The sequence below is a fragment of the Methylobacterium sp. JK268 genome, from assembly GCF_054052225.1.
In genome coordinates this window covers 182941-199552 of record NZ_JBSVZN010000002.1, presented here as the reverse complement: position 1 = coordinate 199552, position 16612 = coordinate 182941, and the positions used below count along the sequence as shown (strand labels likewise).

Annotated in this window: 18 protein-coding genes; 13 read left to right on the top strand and 5 right to left on the bottom strand. The window is 72.4% G+C overall.

Annotated features, from left to right (window positions below; translation table 11 throughout):
* Window positions 1-48 precede the first annotated feature (48 nt).
* Together ACW9J6_RS02875 and ACW9J6_RS02870 are read right to left on the bottom strand one after the other, a co-directional pair.
* On the bottom strand, window positions 49-813 hold the full coding sequence (locus ACW9J6_RS02875; protein WP_457114915.1) for a S1 family peptidase: 765 nt from the start codon (window positions 811-813) through the stop codon (window positions 49-51).
* Between the two features lie 105 nt (window positions 814-918).
* Window positions 919-1239, bottom strand: coding sequence for a hypothetical protein (locus ACW9J6_RS02870; RefSeq protein ID WP_457114914.1), 321 nt, complete (start codon window positions 1237-1239; stop codon window positions 919-921).
* A 150-nt stretch (window positions 1240-1389) separates the two neighbouring features.
* On the opposite strand from ACW9J6_RS02870, the gene ACW9J6_RS02865 reads away from it, so the two are divergent.
* The 3 genes from ACW9J6_RS02865 to ACW9J6_RS02855 are packed head-to-tail and all read left to right on the top strand — an operon-like array spanning window position 1390 to window position 3962.
* Window positions 1390-1767 carry a PepSY domain-containing protein gene (locus ACW9J6_RS02865; protein WP_457114913.1) on the top strand — a complete coding sequence of 126 codons (378 nt, stop codon included), beginning with the start codon at window positions 1390-1392 and terminating at the stop codon, window positions 1765-1767.
* Window positions 1768-1815: 48 nt separating this feature from the next.
* A complete protein-coding gene (locus ACW9J6_RS02860; protein ID WP_457114912.1) occupies window positions 1816-2493 on the top strand; it encodes a response regulator transcription factor in 678 nt (225 codons plus the stop codon).
* Window positions 2490-3962 (top strand): sensor histidine kinase, encoded by a 1473-nt coding sequence (locus tag ACW9J6_RS02855; RefSeq protein WP_457114911.1) that lies wholly within the window; start codon window positions 2490-2492, stop codon window positions 3960-3962. Before ACW9J6_RS02860 ends, ACW9J6_RS02855 begins: the two co-directional genes overlap by 4 nt.
* Before the next feature lie 198 nt (window positions 3963-4160).
* Here ACW9J6_RS02855 and ACW9J6_RS02850 read toward each other — a convergent pair whose 3' ends face one another.
* Entirely contained in the window at window positions 4161-5387 is a 1227-nt protein-coding gene (locus tag ACW9J6_RS02850; RefSeq protein ID WP_457114910.1) for an MFS transporter, read from the bottom strand.
* 215 nt (window positions 5388-5602) lie between these two features.
* Here ACW9J6_RS02850 and ccmI point away from each other — a divergent pair, with 215 nt between their 5' ends.
* The 4 genes from ccmI (at window position 5603) to ACW9J6_RS02830 (ending at window position 9916) form a co-directional block, all read left to right on the top strand.
* On the top strand, window positions 5603-6721 hold the full coding sequence (ccmI, locus tag ACW9J6_RS02845; protein WP_457114909.1) for a c-type cytochrome biogenesis protein CcmI: 1119 nt from the start codon (window positions 5603-5605) through the stop codon (window positions 6719-6721).
* 134 nt (window positions 6722-6855) lie between these two features.
* Window positions 6856-7359, top strand: coding sequence for a cytochrome c maturation protein CcmE (ccmE, locus tag ACW9J6_RS02840; RefSeq protein WP_457114908.1), 504 nt, complete (start codon window positions 6856-6858; stop codon window positions 7357-7359).
* Window positions 7360-7470: 111 nt separating this feature from the next.
* Entirely contained in the window at window positions 7471-9453 is a 1983-nt protein-coding gene (locus ACW9J6_RS02835; RefSeq protein WP_457114907.1) for a heme lyase CcmF/NrfE family subunit, read from the top strand.
* A 4-nt stretch (window positions 9454-9457) separates the two neighbouring features.
* A complete protein-coding gene (locus ACW9J6_RS02830) occupies window positions 9458-9916 on the top strand; it encodes a cytochrome c-type biogenesis protein (RefSeq protein WP_457114906.1) in 459 nt (152 codons plus the stop codon).
* On the opposite strand, the gene ACW9J6_RS02825 is transcribed toward ACW9J6_RS02830, so the two are convergent.
* Window positions 9900-11054, bottom strand: coding sequence for a diguanylate cyclase (locus ACW9J6_RS02825; protein ID WP_457114905.1), 1155 nt, complete (start codon window positions 11052-11054; stop codon window positions 9900-9902). The two genes, ACW9J6_RS02830 and ACW9J6_RS02825, sit on opposite strands and share 17 nt — an antisense overlap.
* A 310-nt stretch (window positions 11055-11364) precedes the next feature.
* On the opposite strand from ACW9J6_RS02825, the gene ACW9J6_RS02820 reads away from it, so the two are divergent.
* From ACW9J6_RS02820 to ACW9J6_RS02810, 3 genes are all read left to right on the top strand, one after another.
* Window positions 11365-11910: a PilZ domain-containing protein gene (locus tag ACW9J6_RS02820; protein ID WP_457114904.1), complete on the top strand. Its 546-nt coding sequence runs from the start codon at window positions 11365-11367 to the stop codon at window positions 11908-11910.
* A gap of 106 nt (window positions 11911-12016) precedes the next feature.
* On the top strand, window positions 12017-13336 hold the full coding sequence (locus tag ACW9J6_RS02815) for a hemolysin family protein (protein WP_457115112.1): 1320 nt from the start codon (window positions 12017-12019) through the stop codon (window positions 13334-13336).
* 166 nt (window positions 13337-13502) lie between these two features.
* Entirely contained in the window at window positions 13503-13871 is a 369-nt protein-coding gene (locus tag ACW9J6_RS02810) for an EF-hand domain-containing protein (protein ID WP_457115111.1), read from the top strand.
* An 86-nt stretch (window positions 13872-13957) separates the two neighbouring features.
* Here the strand turns inward: ACW9J6_RS02810 and ACW9J6_RS02805 are convergent, their stop codons facing one another.
* A complete protein-coding gene (locus tag ACW9J6_RS02805; RefSeq protein ID WP_457114903.1) occupies window positions 13958-14188 on the bottom strand; it encodes a hypothetical protein in 231 nt (76 codons plus the stop codon).
* A gap of 246 nt (window positions 14189-14434) precedes the next feature.
* Here ACW9J6_RS02805 and ACW9J6_RS02800 point away from each other — a divergent pair, with 246 nt between their 5' ends.
* The 3 genes from ACW9J6_RS02800 to ACW9J6_RS02790 all read left to right on the top strand — a co-directional run bounded on the left by ACW9J6_RS02800 (window position 14435) and on the right by ACW9J6_RS02790 (window position 16587).
* Window positions 14435-15463, top strand: coding sequence for an adenylate/guanylate cyclase domain-containing protein (locus ACW9J6_RS02800; protein ID WP_457115110.1), 1029 nt, complete (start codon window positions 14435-14437; stop codon window positions 15461-15463).
* A 57-nt stretch (window positions 15464-15520) separates the two neighbouring features.
* Window positions 15521-15682 (top strand): hypothetical protein, encoded by a 162-nt coding sequence (locus ACW9J6_RS02795; RefSeq protein ID WP_457114902.1) that lies wholly within the window; start codon window positions 15521-15523, stop codon window positions 15680-15682.
* A gap of 470 nt (window positions 15683-16152) precedes the next feature.
* Window positions 16153-16587: a MucR family transcriptional regulator gene (locus ACW9J6_RS02790; RefSeq protein ID WP_457115109.1), complete on the top strand. Its 435-nt coding sequence runs from the start codon at window positions 16153-16155 to the stop codon at window positions 16585-16587.
* Window positions 16588-16612: the final 25 nt, after the last annotated feature.

Sequence of the window (16612 nt, the reverse complement as noted above, 5' to 3'; positions counted from 1 at the left end):
GAGCACCGGAATGGGCAGGCAAACCCGGCCGGCTCCCCTAGAGACCAGTCACTCCCAGCGCGCGGCGACGCCCCATCGGGACAGGATCGCATCGAACCAGTCGCGCTGTGGTCCGACGAGCACACCTTGCGAGAATCCACCGCATCCGCCGGGGCCGCTCGTCCAGGTGGTGACCGCGACCACCCGCTCCCCCTCCCCGATCGGACCACCGGAATCGCCTTCGCAGGCGCCGGCCCGCCCGTCGGGCGCACGCAGCCAGACCAGGATCCGGCTCGGCCCGTAGGGCTCGACCACCGGGAGCGCAGCGAGGCGGAAGGTGCCGCTGCTGCGCGGATCGCCGGGCCGCGCGACCCCGTAGCCCCCGAGGCCGAGGGTCGCGCCGGGGCGCGGCCCGGCGCCGGAGAGCGGGGCCGGCGCGAAGCGGGCCGGGAGCGGCGCGGCGACGCGCATTAGGGCGAGATCCACGGAGCGGCGGCGCCCCGCGACGGCGCCCGCGTCGTAGCCGGGATGAACGGCGGTGTCGGCGACGGGCAGGAGGACCGGCTCGCCGGCCGCGTCGCGGAAGTGGATGCGATGCTCCAGGCGCGCGGCGGCGCAGTGGGCCGCCGTCAGAACGACCGTCGGCGCGAGCACGATCCCGCTGCAGACGCCGCCCCGCGAGGACAGAACCATCACGCTGGCGCGCGCCAGCCGGCCGTCGGGATCGTCCCGGCCACCCGCGACGGCACCGGCCGGCGACGGGGCCGCCCCCGCCAGCAGCGCGGCCCAGAGAATGCCGGCCGCAGGCCAGGACCCTTGTCCGAGACAGGTCATGATCGGCTATCCCTATCGTGTGGCTGGGGCGCCCCTCCGGCGTCGAGGACGTCTCCTGTCCGCGCCATCGAGGGCATGGGACGCACCCTCGCGGGTGCCGCCGCATCACCGAGGGGGCGTCTCGAACACGGAAGCGACGACCGTCTCCGGGACGAGGCACCCGGTGCAGACCGACGCGATGGCGCGCTGGGCGCGGGCCGTCACGCGGGCCTCGAAGGCGGCCCGGGCCGCCTCGGCCCGGCGCAGGCCCTCCGCGGCGTCCTCCGCACCCGAACCTTCCGCCCCCGGCCCGGCCACGACGGCGGGTTCGGGCTGCGGGCGGATCCGCAGGACGAGGGGCGCGCCGGCTTCCTGGCCGTGGGCGGCCCAGGCGGCGAGGATCCCGGTCAGCGCCAGCGCCGCGCGTTGCCCCCGCATCCCGCCCATGTGCCCGCCTCCGCCGATCCCGGCCACGCTCCGCGGAACACCTTAACCGATCGCTAACCCTGTCCGCGAGTGCGGGACGGGCGGTCGGCGGGGTCGAGCGCCCGGCATCATTCAGGCCGCATTCAGTGCTTCGCCGCGATTGTCCCGATCATGCGCCACGCGGATCTCATACCGTTCCTGGGAGCGGCCGGCCTCATCGGTGTGATGGGCTGGTACGCGCTCGCCCAGGACGCGGGCGAGACCGGGACCGTTGCGGCGCCGGCCCAGACGGTCCGGCTGTCGCAGGTCGCGCAGACCTGCCTGACGCCCGCGGACATGCGCGAGGCGGTGGCGGAGAAGCGCGTGGTCGAACCGGTGGCGGCGATCCGGGCCGCCCGCGCGGCGGTGCCGCGGGCCGACATCGTGAGGGCGAATCTCTGTCGCCGCGACGAGGCGCTGGTCTACATGCTGACCGCCTTGCGCCGCGACGGACAATTCGTGCACGTCATGGTGGATGCCCGGTCGGGGCAAGTGTCCGGCCAGTGGTGAACGTCCGGCCGGCCCGGCCGTCACGGATCAAGCGGAGCGAGGCTGATCGTGCGTCTGCTCGTCGTCGAGGATGATCGGGATCTCAACCGGCAGGTGGTGACCGCCCTGGAGCAGGCGGGCTACGCCGTGGACAAGGCCTTCGATGGCGAGGAGGGCGCCTATCTGGGCGAGACCGAGCCCTACGACTGCATCATCCTCGACATGGGCCTGCCCAAGCAGGACGGGGTCTCGGTGCTGTCGGGCTGGCGCCGGGCGCAGGTGAAGACCCCGGTGATCATCCTCACCGCCCGCGACCGCTGGAGCGACAAGGTCAACGGCTTCGACGCGGGGGCGGACGACTACGTCACCAAGCCCTTCCACATGGAGGAGCTGCTCGCCCGCGTGCGGGCGATCCTGCGCCGGGCGGCGGGCCACGCGTCGAGCCAGATCAGCGCCGGCCCGGTCACCCTCGACACCCGCTCGGGCCGCGTCTTCGTCGACGGCAGCCCGGTCAAGCTGACCTCACACGAGTACCGGCTGCTCTCCTACCTGATGCACCACACGGGCCGGGTGGTGTCGCGAGCGGAACTCACCGAGCACCTCTACGACCAGGATTTCGACCGGGATTCGAACACGATCGAGGTCTTCGTCGGGCGCCTGCGCAAGAAGCTCGCCGTCGATCTGATCCAGACCGTGCGGGGCCTCGGCTACCTGATCGAGTCCGGGGCCGGCCCGGCCGCGCCGTGAACGCGCCCGCCCGCGGCGTCGCCGGCAGCGTCGGCCCGGACGCGCAGGCCGCCGCGCCCGCCCGCGCGCCCCTGCTGCGGCCCTGGCGGCGGCGCTCGATCGCCGTGCGCCTCGCGGTCTCGGCGCTGCTGGCGAGCGCCCTGATCCTGCTCATCGCGGGCCTGATCCTGTCGACGCTCTACCGGGAGACCACCGAGCGCGCCTTCGACAGCCGCCTGATCGTCTACGCCAACGACCTCGCCACGAACCTCGTCTCGCCGGGAGACACGGAGGGCAAGGCGTTCGGGACGCTCGGCGACCCGCGCTTCGACCTGCCGCTCTCGGGCTGGTACTGGCAGGTGGGCCGCCCGAACGCCAAGCCGCGAGACCTGCGCACCTCGCGCTCCCTCGTCGGCGTGCCGCTGCCGCCCCCCGACAACGCGGTCGGCGAGGCCGGCGCCGGACAGCTGCGCAAGGGCTACGGCCGCGCCCAGGACGAGCGGCCCCTCCGCATCATCGAGCGGACCGTCGATCTCGGCGAGGAGGGCCGCTACATCGTGCGGGTGGCCGGCCCCTCCGACGAGATCGACTCGGACATGCGCCGCTTCACCATGGCGGTGACGACGACCTTCGCGATGCTCGGCCTCTCGCTCGGCCTCACCACCCTGCTGCAGATCCGCTTCGGCCTCGCGCCGCTGATCAAGCTCCGGGCGGCCCTCGGGGCGATCCGGCGCGGCGAGGCGGACCGGATCTCGGGCGAGTACCCGCGGGACATCGCCCCGCTCGCCGGCGAGGTGAACCTGCTCCTGGAGACCAACCGCGAGATCCTGGAGCGGGCGCGCACGCAGGTCGGCAACCTCGCCCATGCCCTGAAGACGCCGCTCAGCATCATCGTCAACGAGGTCGAGGCGGTGGACGCGTCGAGCGAACTCGCGGGCAAGATCCGCGAGCAGACCGCGATCATGCGCGACCAGGTGAACTACCACCTCGACCGCGCCCGGGCCGCCGCGCTGGTCGGGGCGCTCGGCACCTTCACGGACGTGGAGCCGGTGGTGGCCGCGCTGATCCGCACCTTCGGCAAGATCTACCGGGACAAGACGCTCGCCTTCGAGGCGACGGTCACGCCCGGCCTGCGGTTTCGCGGCGAGCGCCAGGATTTCGAGGAGATGATCGGCAACCTCGTCGACAACGCCTCGAAATGGGCGGCCTCGCGCGTGGCGGTCCGCGCGGAGGTGATCGGCCAGGGGGACTACCCGCACCTCATCGTGACGGTGGAGGATGACGGGCCGGGGTTGCCGCCGGAGGCGCGGGTCGCGGTGCTCGCTCGCGGCCGCCGCCTGGACGAGACCAAGCCGGGCTCGGGCCTCGGCCTGTCGATCGTCGCGGATCTCGCGACCCTCTATCGCGGGCGCCTGCGCCTCGAAGCGGCGAGCCTCGGCGGCCTGCGGGCGGTGGTGGAGATCCCGGGCGACGCCAGCCCGCGGACCTGACTCGAACGCTTCGGCAAGGCCTTGTCGTGCTCCGCGACGGGTCCATCCGTCGAACGCGCCTGGAGCGCACCTCAGCATGAGGCGTGTTGTGTCTTCTCAATCCGTTGAGCTGATACTCACGGCCCAGGGTGCTGACGCGTCGCTCCAATCGGGCAGACCCGAGATGACGGCTCCCTTGAGCATCTCGAAATTCCGGCCCTACTCCGCCGCCTCCGGGCGCAGCACCCGCGCGCGGTCGAGGGCGAGGGACAGGCCCCAGATGACGAGGCCGGCCACCGCCAGCGCGGCGCCCACGAGGCCGGTCGTCGGGAGCCCGTAGCCCCGCGCCAGGGCGAGGCCGGCGAGCCAGGGCCCGAGGGCGTTCGCGGTGTTGAAGGCCGAGTGGTTCAGGGCGGCGGCGAGGGTCTGGGCGTCCTCGGCGACGTCCATCAGGCGGGTCTGCAGGATGGTCGCGAGCCCGCCGCCGCAGCCGATCAGGAACACGACCAGTCCCAGGGTCCAGGGCGTTCCGGTCGCCGCCGGGTAGAGCGCCAGCGCCGCGGCGCTCCACACCAGGGTCAGGCCCGCCGCCGGCATCTGCGCCCGGTCCGCTGCCCAGGCGCAGGCGAGATTGCCGATCGTCAGGCCGAGGCCGAACAGGGCCAGGAAGAGCGGCACCATCCCGGGCGCGACGCCCGTGACGGTGAGGAGCGTCGAGGCGAGGTAGGTGTAGACCGCGAATAGCCCGCCGAACCCGACCGCGCCGGTGGCGAGCGTGAGCCAGACCTGTCCCCGGCGCAGCGCGCCGAGTTCGCGCAAGGCGCTCGCCCCGGCCTCGGGGGGGCCGAGCGGCGCCAGCAGGCGCACCAGGAGAGCGGTGAGGAGCGCGAGCCCGGCGACCAGGGCGAAGCTCCAGCGCCAGCCGGCCCACTGGCCGATCAGGTTTGCCAGCGGCACGCCGACGATCGTCGCCACCGTGAGGCCGGCGAGCACCCGCGCCACCGCCTGCGCCCGGCGGTCGGCCGGCACCAGGGAGGCGGCCACCAGGGCCGCGACGCCGAAATAGGCCCCGTGCGGCAGCCCGGCGAGGAACCGGAAGGCGAGCATCGCCGGGTAGCTCGGCGCCATCGCCGAGAGCAGGTTGCCGAACGCGAACAGGAGCATCAGGCCGACGAGCAGCGTCCGCCGGGCGATACGCGCGGCGAGCACCGCGATCACCGGAGCGCCGACCACGACGCCGAGTGCGTAGGCGCTGATCACGTGGCCCGCCGTCGGCGCGTCGATGCCGAGGTCGGGCGAGAAGTCCGGCACGAGGCTCATCGCGGCGAACTCGGTGGTGCCGATGGCGAAGCCGCCGGTCGCGAGCGCGACGAGCGCGAGGGCCGGGTGACGCGGCGCGGCGCCTTCGCCCGTCCGCCGGGCGGGACTGAGGAGAGACTCGGGCATGGGATGACGCATTCCGCTCGGGGGCCCCGACCCGTCTTCGGGCCGGCGCGGACGTACGGATAACGTTGCACCGCGGTGCGCGTTTCGCAACGCAGCATCGTCGGGCCGGGACGCAGCCTTGCAATCGGCGGGACGGACTCGGATCGGCCTCGCGTGACACCGTGTCGCCGCCGGTCCCGATCGTGCCGCCCGAGCGCGACCGCTAGACCGGCGGAATGACCGCGATCTGGTTCCTCTTCGCGCTGATGACGGCGGCGGCGGTTCTCGCCCTGCTCTGGCCGCTGTCGCGCCGGGGCGGCCCTGCCCTTCCGGAGGACGGCGCGGGCGCCGTCCTCGCGACGGAGACCGGCTTCTACGAGGATCAGCTGCGGGACATCGAGCGCGACGCCGCACGTGGCCTCCTCGCGCGTGGGGAAGCGGAGGCGGCCCGTGCGGAGGCGGCGCGGCGCCTGCTGCGGGCGAGCCGCACGCTCCGCCCCGCGGGCGAGGCGGCCGTGGGCGAACCCGCCCTGCGCCACCGCCGGGCCGCCTCGGCCTTCGCGCTCTCGACCGTGCCGCTGGTGGCGCTGATCGTCTACGGCCTCTACGGCTCGCCCGGGCTGCCGGCGCAGCCCCAAGCCGAGCGCCTCGCCGCCGGGCGGGACCCAGGCCAGGATCTGGCCGCCAGCATCGCGCAGATCGAGGGGCACCTCGCCAAGCAACCGAACGACGGTCGCGGCTGGGAGGTCTTGGCCCCGGTCTACCTGCGCCTCGGCCGCACCGAGGATGCCGTTAAGGCCTACGAATCCGCCCTGACCCTGCTCGGGGATGCGGCGCCGCGCCTCGCCGATTACGGCGAGGCGCTGGTCGCCGCGGGCGACGGCGTGGTCTCCGCCAAGGCGCGCGACGCCTTCGAGCGGTCGCTGAAGGCCGACCCGACCGGCGTAAAGCCGCGCTTCTACCTCGCCCGCGCCGCGGAGCAGGACGGCGACCACGACCTCGCCCTCACCCGCTATCGCGCGCTCGCGGAATCCTCCCCGCCCAACGCACCCTGGCTGCCGATGCTGCGCGACGCCATCCGCAGGCTCGACGGGAGCGCGCCCGCCGGCCCGGACAAGCCGGCCCTGTCGGACGAGCAACTCGGCGCGATCCGCGGTATGGTTGCGGGGCTCGACGAGCGGCTGACCGCCCAGGGCGGCAGCCCCGAGGAATGGGCGCGGCTGGTGCGCTCCTACGGCGTGCTCGGCGATCGCGCCAAGGCCGGCGCGGCCCTCGACCGGGCCCGGGCGGCGCTCGGGGACCGGGCCGGCCCCGTCGAGGCGGTGGCCAAGGACCTCGGCCTGTCCTCGCCTTGACGTTGCGGGAGCACGGGTCGCAGTGACACGCGACAATCTTCGGCTAGTCGAGGCGAGAGGAATGCGCGAAAACGCGCCAGGGCCCTGCGAATGCGACCGAAGTCCCGTTCTGGAGCCCTGGGGGAGGACCGCGCATGACGCGTAAGCAGCGCCGGCTGGTGTTCATTGGGACCTGCGGTGCGGTGCTGGCAGTGGCGCTCGGCCTGGTGCTCTGGGCGATGAGCGGGACGATCGTGTTCTTCCGCTCCCCCGGCGAGATCGCCCGCGAGGCGGTGGCACCCGGCATCCGCTTCCGCCTCGGCGGCCTGGTCCAGGACGGCTCGCTGACGCGCGGCCCCGACCACGAGGTCACCTTCACGGTGACCGACACCGCCTCCAGCGTGCCCGTCCACTACCGGGGCCTGCTTCCCGACCTGTTTCGCGAGGGGCAGGGCGTCGTCGCCGAGGGCGCGCTCGACTCGGCCGGCGTCTTCCGCGCCGACACGGTGCTCGCCAAGCACGACGAGACCTACATGCCCCGCGAGGTCGCGGACGCGCTCAAGAAGTCCGGCCGCTGGCAGGAGGGAACCGGGAAGGCTTCGACGCCCAGGACCGCAACCCCCCTCACGGCGAGCGGGGAACCGTCGCCGTCGCGGTGATCGCGCCTCCATGCGGCGAAACATCGTGGCGGCGCGCGGCTGCAACCGGACTACAACGCCGCGAGCGGGCCCGGCCGGGCCACGCCGCAATCCTGCGATGAGGCGACGCCCTTGCTGATCGAGGCTGGTCACTACGCGCTGGCGCTGGCGCTCGCCCTGTCCCTGGCGCAGGCGGTGATGCCGGTCTGGGCGGCCCGCGCCCGCGACCCGGTGCTGCGCGGCGTCGCGGTGCCGGCCGCGCTCGCGAGCTTCTGCTGCATCGCCTTCGCGTTCGTCGCGCTCACCCTCGCGCACGTGACGTCGGACTTCTCGGTCCAGAACGTCTTCGAGAATTCCCACTCCCTGAAGCCGCTGGTCTACAAGATCTCCGGCGTCTGGGGGAACCACGAGGGCTCGATGCTCCTCTGGGTGCTCATCCTGACGCTGTTCGGCGCGATCGTGGCGCTCGCCCGCGACGCGGTCCCGCCGGTGCTGCGGGCGAACACGCTCGGGGTGCAGGCGACCATCACCTTCGTGTTCCTGCTCTTCATCCTGACGACCTCGAACCCCTTCGCCCGCCTGTCGCCCGCGCCCGCCGAGGGACGCGACCTCAACCCGATCCTGCAGGACCCCGGCCTCGCGATCCACCCGCCGCTCCTCTACCTCGGCTATGTCGGCTTCTCGATCACCTTCGCCTTCGCCATCGCGGCCCTGCTGGAGGGGCGCATCGACGCGGTCTGGGCGCGGGCGGTGCGGCCCTGGACCCTGGTCGCGTGGTGCTTCCTGACGGTCGGCATCGCGATGGGGTCGTACTGGGCCTACTACGAACTCGGCTGGGGCGGCTGGTGGTTCTGGGACCCTGTCGAGAACGCCTCGCTGATGCCCTGGCTCGCCGGCACGGCGCTGATCCACTCGACCGTGGTCATGGAGAAACGCGACGCGCTCAAGGTCTGGACGGTCCTCCTCGCCATCCTGACCTTCTCGCTGTCGCTCCTCGGGACCTTCCTGGTGCGCTCGGGCGTGTTGACCTCGGTGCACACCTTCGCCACGGACCCGGCGCGCGGCACCTTCATCCTGGCGATCCTCGTCCTGTTCATCGGCGGTTCGCTCACCCTGTTCGCCTTCCGGGCGCCGGCCCTGCGGCAGGGCGGGATCTTCGCGCCGATCTCCCGCGAGGGCGCCCTCGTCCTCAACAACCTGTTCCTGTCAGCCGCCTGCGCCACGGTGCTGGTCGGCACCCTCTACCCGCTGGTACTCGAATCGCTCACCACCGAGAAGATCTCGGTGGGCGCGCCCTTCTTCAACCTCACCTTCCTGCCTCTGGCGGTGCCGCTGCTGCTGCTCGTGCCCTTCGGCCAGACCCTCGCCTGGAAGCGCGGCGACGTCGGGGCCGCGGCCCAGCGGCTGCTGATCGGGATCGGGGCCGGGATCCTGGTGACGCTCGCCCTCGTCGCCCTGCGGGGCGGCGGCCCCGTCGCGGCCCCCCTCGGGATCGGGCTCGGCGCCTACCTGATGGTCGGCGCCGCCATGGAGATCGCCACCCGCGCGCGGGGGAGTTCGCTCGGCCTGTCGCTGCGCCGGGCCGCGGGCCTGCCCCGCTCCGCCTGGGGCACGGCGCTGGCGCATGCGGGGGTGGGCCTGACCGTGATCGGCATCGCCGCCCAGGCCTGGAGCGTCGAGGCCCTCGCCACCGTGCCGCGCGGCGGCCGGATCACCGCCGGACCCTACACCGCGACGCTGTCGGGCGTGGTGCCGCGCACCGGTCCGAACTACACCGAGACCGTGGCGCAGCTCGCCATCACCGCCCCCGACGGCGGGCTGGTCGGCGCCCTCGATCCCGGCAAGCGCTTCTTCGGGGCCCGCAACATGGCGGTGAGCGAGGCGAGCCTGCTCACCATCGGCGCGAGCCAGGTCTACGCGAGCGTCGGCGAGACGCAGGCGGACGGGTCCGTCGGCATCCGCCTCTACTACAAGCCGCTGGTCCTGCTGATCTGGCTCGGCGCCGTGGTGATGGCGCTCGGCGGCGGCCTCTCGCTCACCGACCGGCGCTTCCGGATCGGCGCGCCGGCACGACGGCGCGCCCCGACGGCGGCCGCGGCCGTCCCGGCGGAATAGGCCGATGCGCCGCTTCGCCCTCGCCGCCCTCCTGGGTCTCCTCACCCTCGCGCCCGCCGCCCGCGCGGTGCAGCCGGACGAGGTGATGCCGGACCGCCAGCTCGAGGCCCGCGCCCGCTCGATCTCGTCCGGCCTGCGCTGCCTCGTCTGCCAGAACCAGTCCATCGACGATTCGGACGCGCCCCTCGCCCGCGACCTGCGCCTGATCGTGCGCGAGCGCCTGCGGCAGGGAGACGACGACCGGGCCGTGGTCGACTACGTGGTGCGGCGCTACGGCGAATTCGTGCTGCTGCGCCCGGTCCTGGCCTGGCACACGGCCCTGCTCTGGCTGACCCCGCCCGCCGTGCTGCTGCTCGGCGGCCTCGGGCTCTGGCAGCGCGCCCGCCGCCGCCGCCCCGCGCCCGGCGCCGAACTCTCGGCGGCCGAGGAGGCGGCGCTCGCCGAGATCATGAAGCGACGCTGAGGCCGCGGCCCGGCCCGGGCGCAGGCTCGTCCCAGACCACGCGGTTGCGGCCCCGACGCTTGGCCTCGTAGAGGGCGCGGTCGGCCCGCGCGAGCAAACCGTCGAAGGGGAGCCCGCCCCGGGCGGCGCCGACGCTGACCGTGACCCGCAGGTCCGGCGGCTCCGCCGGGCGCGAGGAGGCGACCGCCCGGCGGATCCGCTCGGCGACCGGCCCGGCCGCGACGTCGGCCGGCAGCAGGCAGACGAATTCCTCTCCGCCCAGGCGGCCCAGCACGGCGCGCGGCGGCAGAAGCGCGCGGGCGGCGGCGCAGAACCCGATGAGCACGGCGTCCCCCACCGCGTGCCCGTAGGTGTCGTTCACCCGCTTGAAGTGGTCGAGGTCGAACAGCAGCAGCGTCGCCCCGCCCGCGGCCAGGAGCGCGTCGCCGCCCTCCTCCAGCCCCCGCCTGTTGCGGACGCCCGTCAGCGGGTCCGTGAGGGCGCGCATGCGCTCGCCCCATTCGAGACGCTCCTTGGCGAGCGCCATGAACAGGAAGGCGGTGGCGACCGCGTAGAGCAGGGCCGCGAAGCACAGGATCGCCACCCAGGGGCTGTCGATCGGGTTCGGCACCGGGAGCGGCAGCGCGAGCGAGACCGGGATGCGGACGAGGTAGAGGAGGCTCTCGCTGCCCATCGCCAGCGCCGCGGGCCCCCGCGAGACGAGGCGCTCGCCGCGGCCCCGCCAGAGCTCGAATGCGGTGAGGCCGCAGAACAGGGAGGCGAGCGCCGACGCCAGGACGATCCGCGCGGTCATCGAGGCGTAGAAGGCCGGAACGAGGCAGCAGGCGGCCCACAGGAGCGGACCGGCGAGGAGCGCGGCGCCGGGCGTACCGCGCCCCTCGAAGCTGCGCGCCCCACTCCAGATCAGGCCGTAGCCCCCCAGGATGACCGCGTTGGCGAGACCGATCGACAGCAGATCGGGGATCTGGCCGCGGCCCGAGATGAGCGCGGAGCCCAGCGCCCCGAGCAGGTGCGCGGCGCCCCAATGCGCCAGGGCCGGCGTCTGGCGCGCTTGGCGCCACGACAAGAGGAACAAGAGGCCGACGATCAGCGTGACGAACATGGTCACGGCCATCAGCGTCGAAGCGTCAAGTCTCATTGAGTTGCACGAATCGACCCTTTGTTTTCACAGAAACGACGATTCTTCGCGAAAAACAATGGCTCTGATCACGACCGGAGGCGATGTTGCGGGGGCCGGGCGCCGCTGCGACCGCCGGCGCGCCGCGACACGACCTGAAATGCGACAGTGCCGACAACCATTTTGCAAGGCTCGCGGCGGAGAATGGACGCCGGCGGTCGGATCCGGGCCCGCGTTGGGGACGTCGCGGACGAGGACAGGTCGGGGGTACAGGGTGCAGACGTTCGGACAGGTCATCCCGCCACCCGCTCCACCCCGGGACCCGCCGGTCGTGCCGCTCCGCATCGCCGGCCGCTACCTGCTCCCGAACGGCGACGAGCACGCCTGCGAGACCCGCACCCTGTCGACCACGGAGGCCGACATCCTCGCCCCGTGGCCGGGGCTGCTCGGCGACCGGGTCACGATCTACCTCGATGCGATCGGCGCCATCACGGGCGTGATCCGCGCGCTCACCCCCACGGGCTTCACCGTCGGGATCGCGGTGACCCCTGAGCGGCGGGCCCGGATCGCGGCCCGTCTCGACTGGCTCGCCGCGCGGGCGAACGGCGTGATCGAGCAGCGCGGCGACGCCCGCATCGTGCCGGTCACCAAGGCCGTGCAGGTGAAGCTGCCGGACGGCGCGCTGATCGCCGGGACGCTGATCGACCTGTCGATGTCGGGCGCCGCGGTCTCGCTCGAGGCGCAGCCCGCCGTTGGGGCGGTGGTGACGGTGGGCAAGCGCTTCGCGACGGTGGTGAGGCACCTCGACGGCGGGATCGCGGTCCTCTTCAAGCTCCCGTTCCGGCCCGAGACCTTCAACGAGCAGGTCGTCCTCTGAGGCCCGCTCCGCCCGACAGGCCGTAGCCCAGCGGGGGCAAGACACGGTATGAGGGGCGCGCGACGACCTGCCGAGGTTCCGTCGGGGCGCTTCACGGGAGGCGAGGATTTTTTCCGACAGTGCTTGGGGAACGGGTCTCGGCCTGTTCGCCGTCGTGTTCCTGGTCTTCGCGAACGGATTCTTCGTGGCGGCCGAATTCGCCCTCGTGGCGGTGCGGCGCAGCCGGATCCAGGAACTCGTGGCGGAGAAGCGGACCAACGCCGTCGCGCTGCAGCGGGCGACCGATCACCTCGACGCGCATCTCGCCGCGACGCAGCTCGGTATCACGATCTCGTCGCTCGCCCTCGGCTGGGTCGGCGAACCCGCGCTGGCGCATCTCGTGGAGCCGCTCCTCGCCTGGCTTCCCGCGCCGTTCGGCGCCGCGAGCGCGCACGCGATCGCCGTGGCGGCGTCCTTCGTGGTGATCACAGCCCTGCACATCGTCCTGGGGGAGTTGGCGCCCAAGAGCCTCGCCCTGCAGCGCAGCGAGCGGACGGCCCTGGCGGTGGTGCGGCCGCTGCGCCTGTTCCTCATCGTGTTCCGGCCGGCCATCGCCTTCCTCAACGGGCTCGGCAACGGCGTCCTGCGCCTGTTCGGCCTGCAGCCCGGGACGGGGGAGGATTCCCTGCACTCGCCCGCGGAACTGACGCTCCTCGTCGCCGCCAGCCAGGAGGCGGGGCTGATCCAGGAGGCGCAGCAGGAGGCGGTGGCCCGCATCTTCGGCATCGGCGAGCGGCGCATCCGGGACATCATGACCCCCCGCCACGAGGTCGACTGGATCGACGTGGAGGAGCCCCGGGCGGAGATCCTGGAGCGGGTGCGCGCTTGCCGGCACGAGGCGCTGGTGGCGAGCCGCGGCGAGATCCACGAGATCGTCGGGATCCTTCGCAAGCAGGACCTCCTCAACAGCCTCCTCGACGGCGCCGATCCGGAGATCCCGGCCCTGATCCGCGAGCCGATCGTGGTGCACGAGGCGATGCCGATCCTGCGGGTGCTGGAGACCTTCAAGGCCAAGCCCGTGCGCATGGCGATCGTGGTCGACGAGTACGGCAACCTCGAAGGGCTCGTGACGCAGACCGACCTCCTGGAGGCCATCGCGGGCGACATCCCGGACGCCGAGGACGAGGAGCCGATGGTGGTGGAGCGGCAGGACGGCTCGCTGCTGATCGACGGCATGATGCCGGCCGTGGAGGCCTTCGAGCGCCTCGGCTTCAGCGACCCGCCCGACACCGACGACTACTCGACCCTGGCGGGCTACGTGATCTCCGAACTCGGCCGCATCCCGAGCGCGGGCGACGCCTTCGAGCGCCAGGGCTGGCGCTTCGAAGTGGTCGACATGGACGGCCGCCGCGTCGACAAGGTCCTGGCCGAGCGGCCGAGTTCATGAGGGCCGGGCGCTTGCATCCCGTCATCCCACGCCTATGTTGGCGCGCGAGTGCAACGGCGCGGCTTCCCCAGGGATGCGGCCGTCGCTCCACGGGCGCGATACGTGAAAGGTTTCGAGAATGACTTCACTGGGCCGAACCGTTCTTGTGGCGGGACTCGTCGCCGCCATGCCGCTGCTCGGGACCGCCGCGGCGGAGGCGAAGCCGAAGGCCGCCGAGCGCACGCTCAGCGCGGTGGACACCGATTCCGACGGCACCATCGACCTCGCCGAGGCGAAGGCTGCCGCCTCCAAGGTCTTCGACGCCGCCGAGAAGGACGGGGACGCCACGGTCGATGCCAAGGAGCTGAAGGGCCGGCTCAGCCGTAAGGAGCTGAAGGCCGCCGATCCGGACAACGACGGCACGCTCACCAAGGACGAGTACCTCGCCCTGGTCGAGGCCCGCTTCAAGGCCGCCGACCCGGACGGAGACGGCAAGATCGACGCCAAGGAACTCGCCACGCCGGCCGGCAAGGCCCTCTCGCGCCTCCTGAAGTGAGGCGGAGGCGCCGGGCGGTCCGAACGCCCGGCGCTACCCGGCGACGGCACACCCCGCCGCCCGGACCGCGCACTCCGCCGGGCGCGTCAGTCGCAGCGCTCGCTGCGGACGGTCTTGGAATCGCCGAACTCGTTCTCCTTGCGAACGGTCTTCGTCTCGCAGCCGCCGACGGTTCCGGTGGTCTCGACGGAGCGCTTCTCGATCACGGTCGAGCGCTCGACCGGCGCGTCGCGGCGAATGACGGTGACGTCCTCGGCGAGCGCCGGGACCGCCGCGAGGCCGGTCAGGATCGCCAGGGTGAGGGTCGGGACGCGCATGGCAGCCTCCAGGCTCGAGTGTGATGTCCGCCAGAACGTCGGGTCGGCGGCGACGGTTCCGGCCAAGTCGCGAGGACGATCCCGCCCGCCGCGAAGAAAAACTTGCCCGCCTCTCCGAAAAGAGCCCGAATCGTCCGTCATCCCGCGGGTCGGCCCTCACAGGGAGGCATTCGGGTGAACCACGCCGCACCGCTCGACCGTTCGGCTCAGGGCGTCGAGGACCGCTCGACCTTGGCCGCCCCCGCCCTGATCCCGCATCACGTTTGGTTCTGGGTGGCGATCCTGGGCCTCAGCGGGGCCGCGGGCGTGGTCTACGACGCGCTGTTCAGCAACGGGATCCCGGTCGTCGCGGCGGTGTACGGCCTGTGCATCGGCGGCAGCGGCCTGATCCTGGAACGCGGCGTCCTGGTCCCGCGGCTCCAGGCCCGATGCCGGCGGATGCCGACCTTCCTGTACGTTCCCCTCGCCGAACTCGCCTACGTGGCGATGATCGCGATCGGTCACGCGGCCGGCGGCCTCGTCGTGTGGGCGACAGGGCTCAGCCACGAGCGCTTCGTCGACGCGGTGATCCCGTCGCCGCGTGCCCTCGTCTACGCGCTGGCGGTCTCGGCCCTGCTCGTCTTCGTGGTGCGGATGCGCGACCTGATCGGGGCCGAGGTCTTCGTGAACCTGATGGTCGGGCGCTACCACCGCCCGGTCGAGGAGGAGCGCATCTTCCTGTTCGTCGACGTGGTCGGGTCCACGGCCTACGCGGAGGCGAACGGCGACCTGAAGGCCCAGGCCTTCCTCGCCGCCATCTTCGCGGCCATCGCCGAGCCGGTGCGCCGCTGCCAGGGCTCCACCGACGACTTCATCGGCGACATGGCGATGATCACGTGGCCGATGGCGCGGGGCCTGCAGGGGGCGCGCTGCGTCGCCTGCATCTTCGCCATCCGGGAGGCGCTGGCCCGGGAGGCGCCGGCCTGGAGCGAGCGCTTCGGCGTGGTGCCGGAGGTGCGCGCCGCCCTGCACGGCGGCTCCGTCGTGACGGCGGAGGTCGGCGTGGACCGGCACAAGATCGCGTATTTCGGCGACGCCGTGAACGTGACGGCCCGGGTCGAAACCCTCTGCCGCACCCTCGACGCGCCGGTGCTGATCTCCTCCGACCTGCTCGAATTGCTGCCGCACCTGCCCGCGGGCGTGCGCGCGCGCCCGCTCGGGCGGCACGCGCTGCGCGGGCGCGACCAGGCGCTCGCCGTGGCCGCGCTGGAGCGGGACCCGGAGCGCGGGGCCTGAGGGCCGGCGGGAACGCGGCCGAGCTCCGCGCGTTCCCGCTGCGTCTGGAGAGCCGCGATGCCGACGATCCGCAAGCAATCGACCTATGACGGGCGCTGCTCGGTCTTCGTCGGCGCGGCCCTGGTCATCAGCGACCTGACCGAACCGGAGGCGGACGCCCTCGTGGCCGCCTTCCGGCGCCTCGCGGCGGCTCCCAGCGGCGAGCGCGCGTCGGCGTGACGCGGGCGCGCCGTCCCGGCGGATCGCATTCATTATCTTTTGTGAAAACATTTCCCCGTGCCGTGTCACGCGTACGGTCTAGGTAGATCTTCCTCGCCGTTCCGTGCTGCCGTGCAGGCAGGCACGGTGGACGCAGCGGGTTGTTCCGATCCGAAAGCATCTCCCGAACCGCGCGTAGTCTCTCTTGCGCATCCGATGCCGCACCGCAACGACGCTTCCGAACTTCCCGCTGTGAAGCGAAGGTTGCCTGACCCGAATTAACATGAGTTGCGACACTGCGTCCACGCGACCCCAACGCCGCCGAAGCTGGGAATACAATGAAGAGTCCTTCTTCAAACCACTTGCGTGAAAGCCTAAGAAGCAATAGTCGGGATAACTGGAGGAGACGGACCGGGCCCGCCGCAGCAGCGTTCTAGGTCGGGACTATCTTCGTCTCAGCCGTGGGCAACGCCATTGCGAGGATCGGCATGATGAGTGAGAGTGGGGCTACGACGGATTTCATTGAGCTAGCGGCCGATATCGTTTCCGCGTTCGTGAGCAAAAATTCGGTTCCGATGACGGAGTTGCCGGGTCTGATCTCCTCCGTGCACGAGACGCTGGGTCGCCTCGGAAAGGATACGACGGAAGAGAAGCCGGAGCCCCTGGTCCCGGCCGTGCCGATTAAGAAGTCGATCACGCCCGAATATCTGATTTGCCTCGAAGATGGAAAGAAATTCAAGTCATTGAAGCGGCATCTCCGTAGCCGTTACAGCATGACACCGGACGACTACCGGACGCGCTGGAATCTTCCATCCGACTATCCGATGGTGGCGCCCAACTACGCGGCGGCCCGGTCCGAACTGGCGAAGACCATGGGTCTCGGGCAGCAACGGCGCCGCACCGGGGGCGCGCGGCGCGACGGATGATCGCCGGGCGGAGAGCAATCCGCGG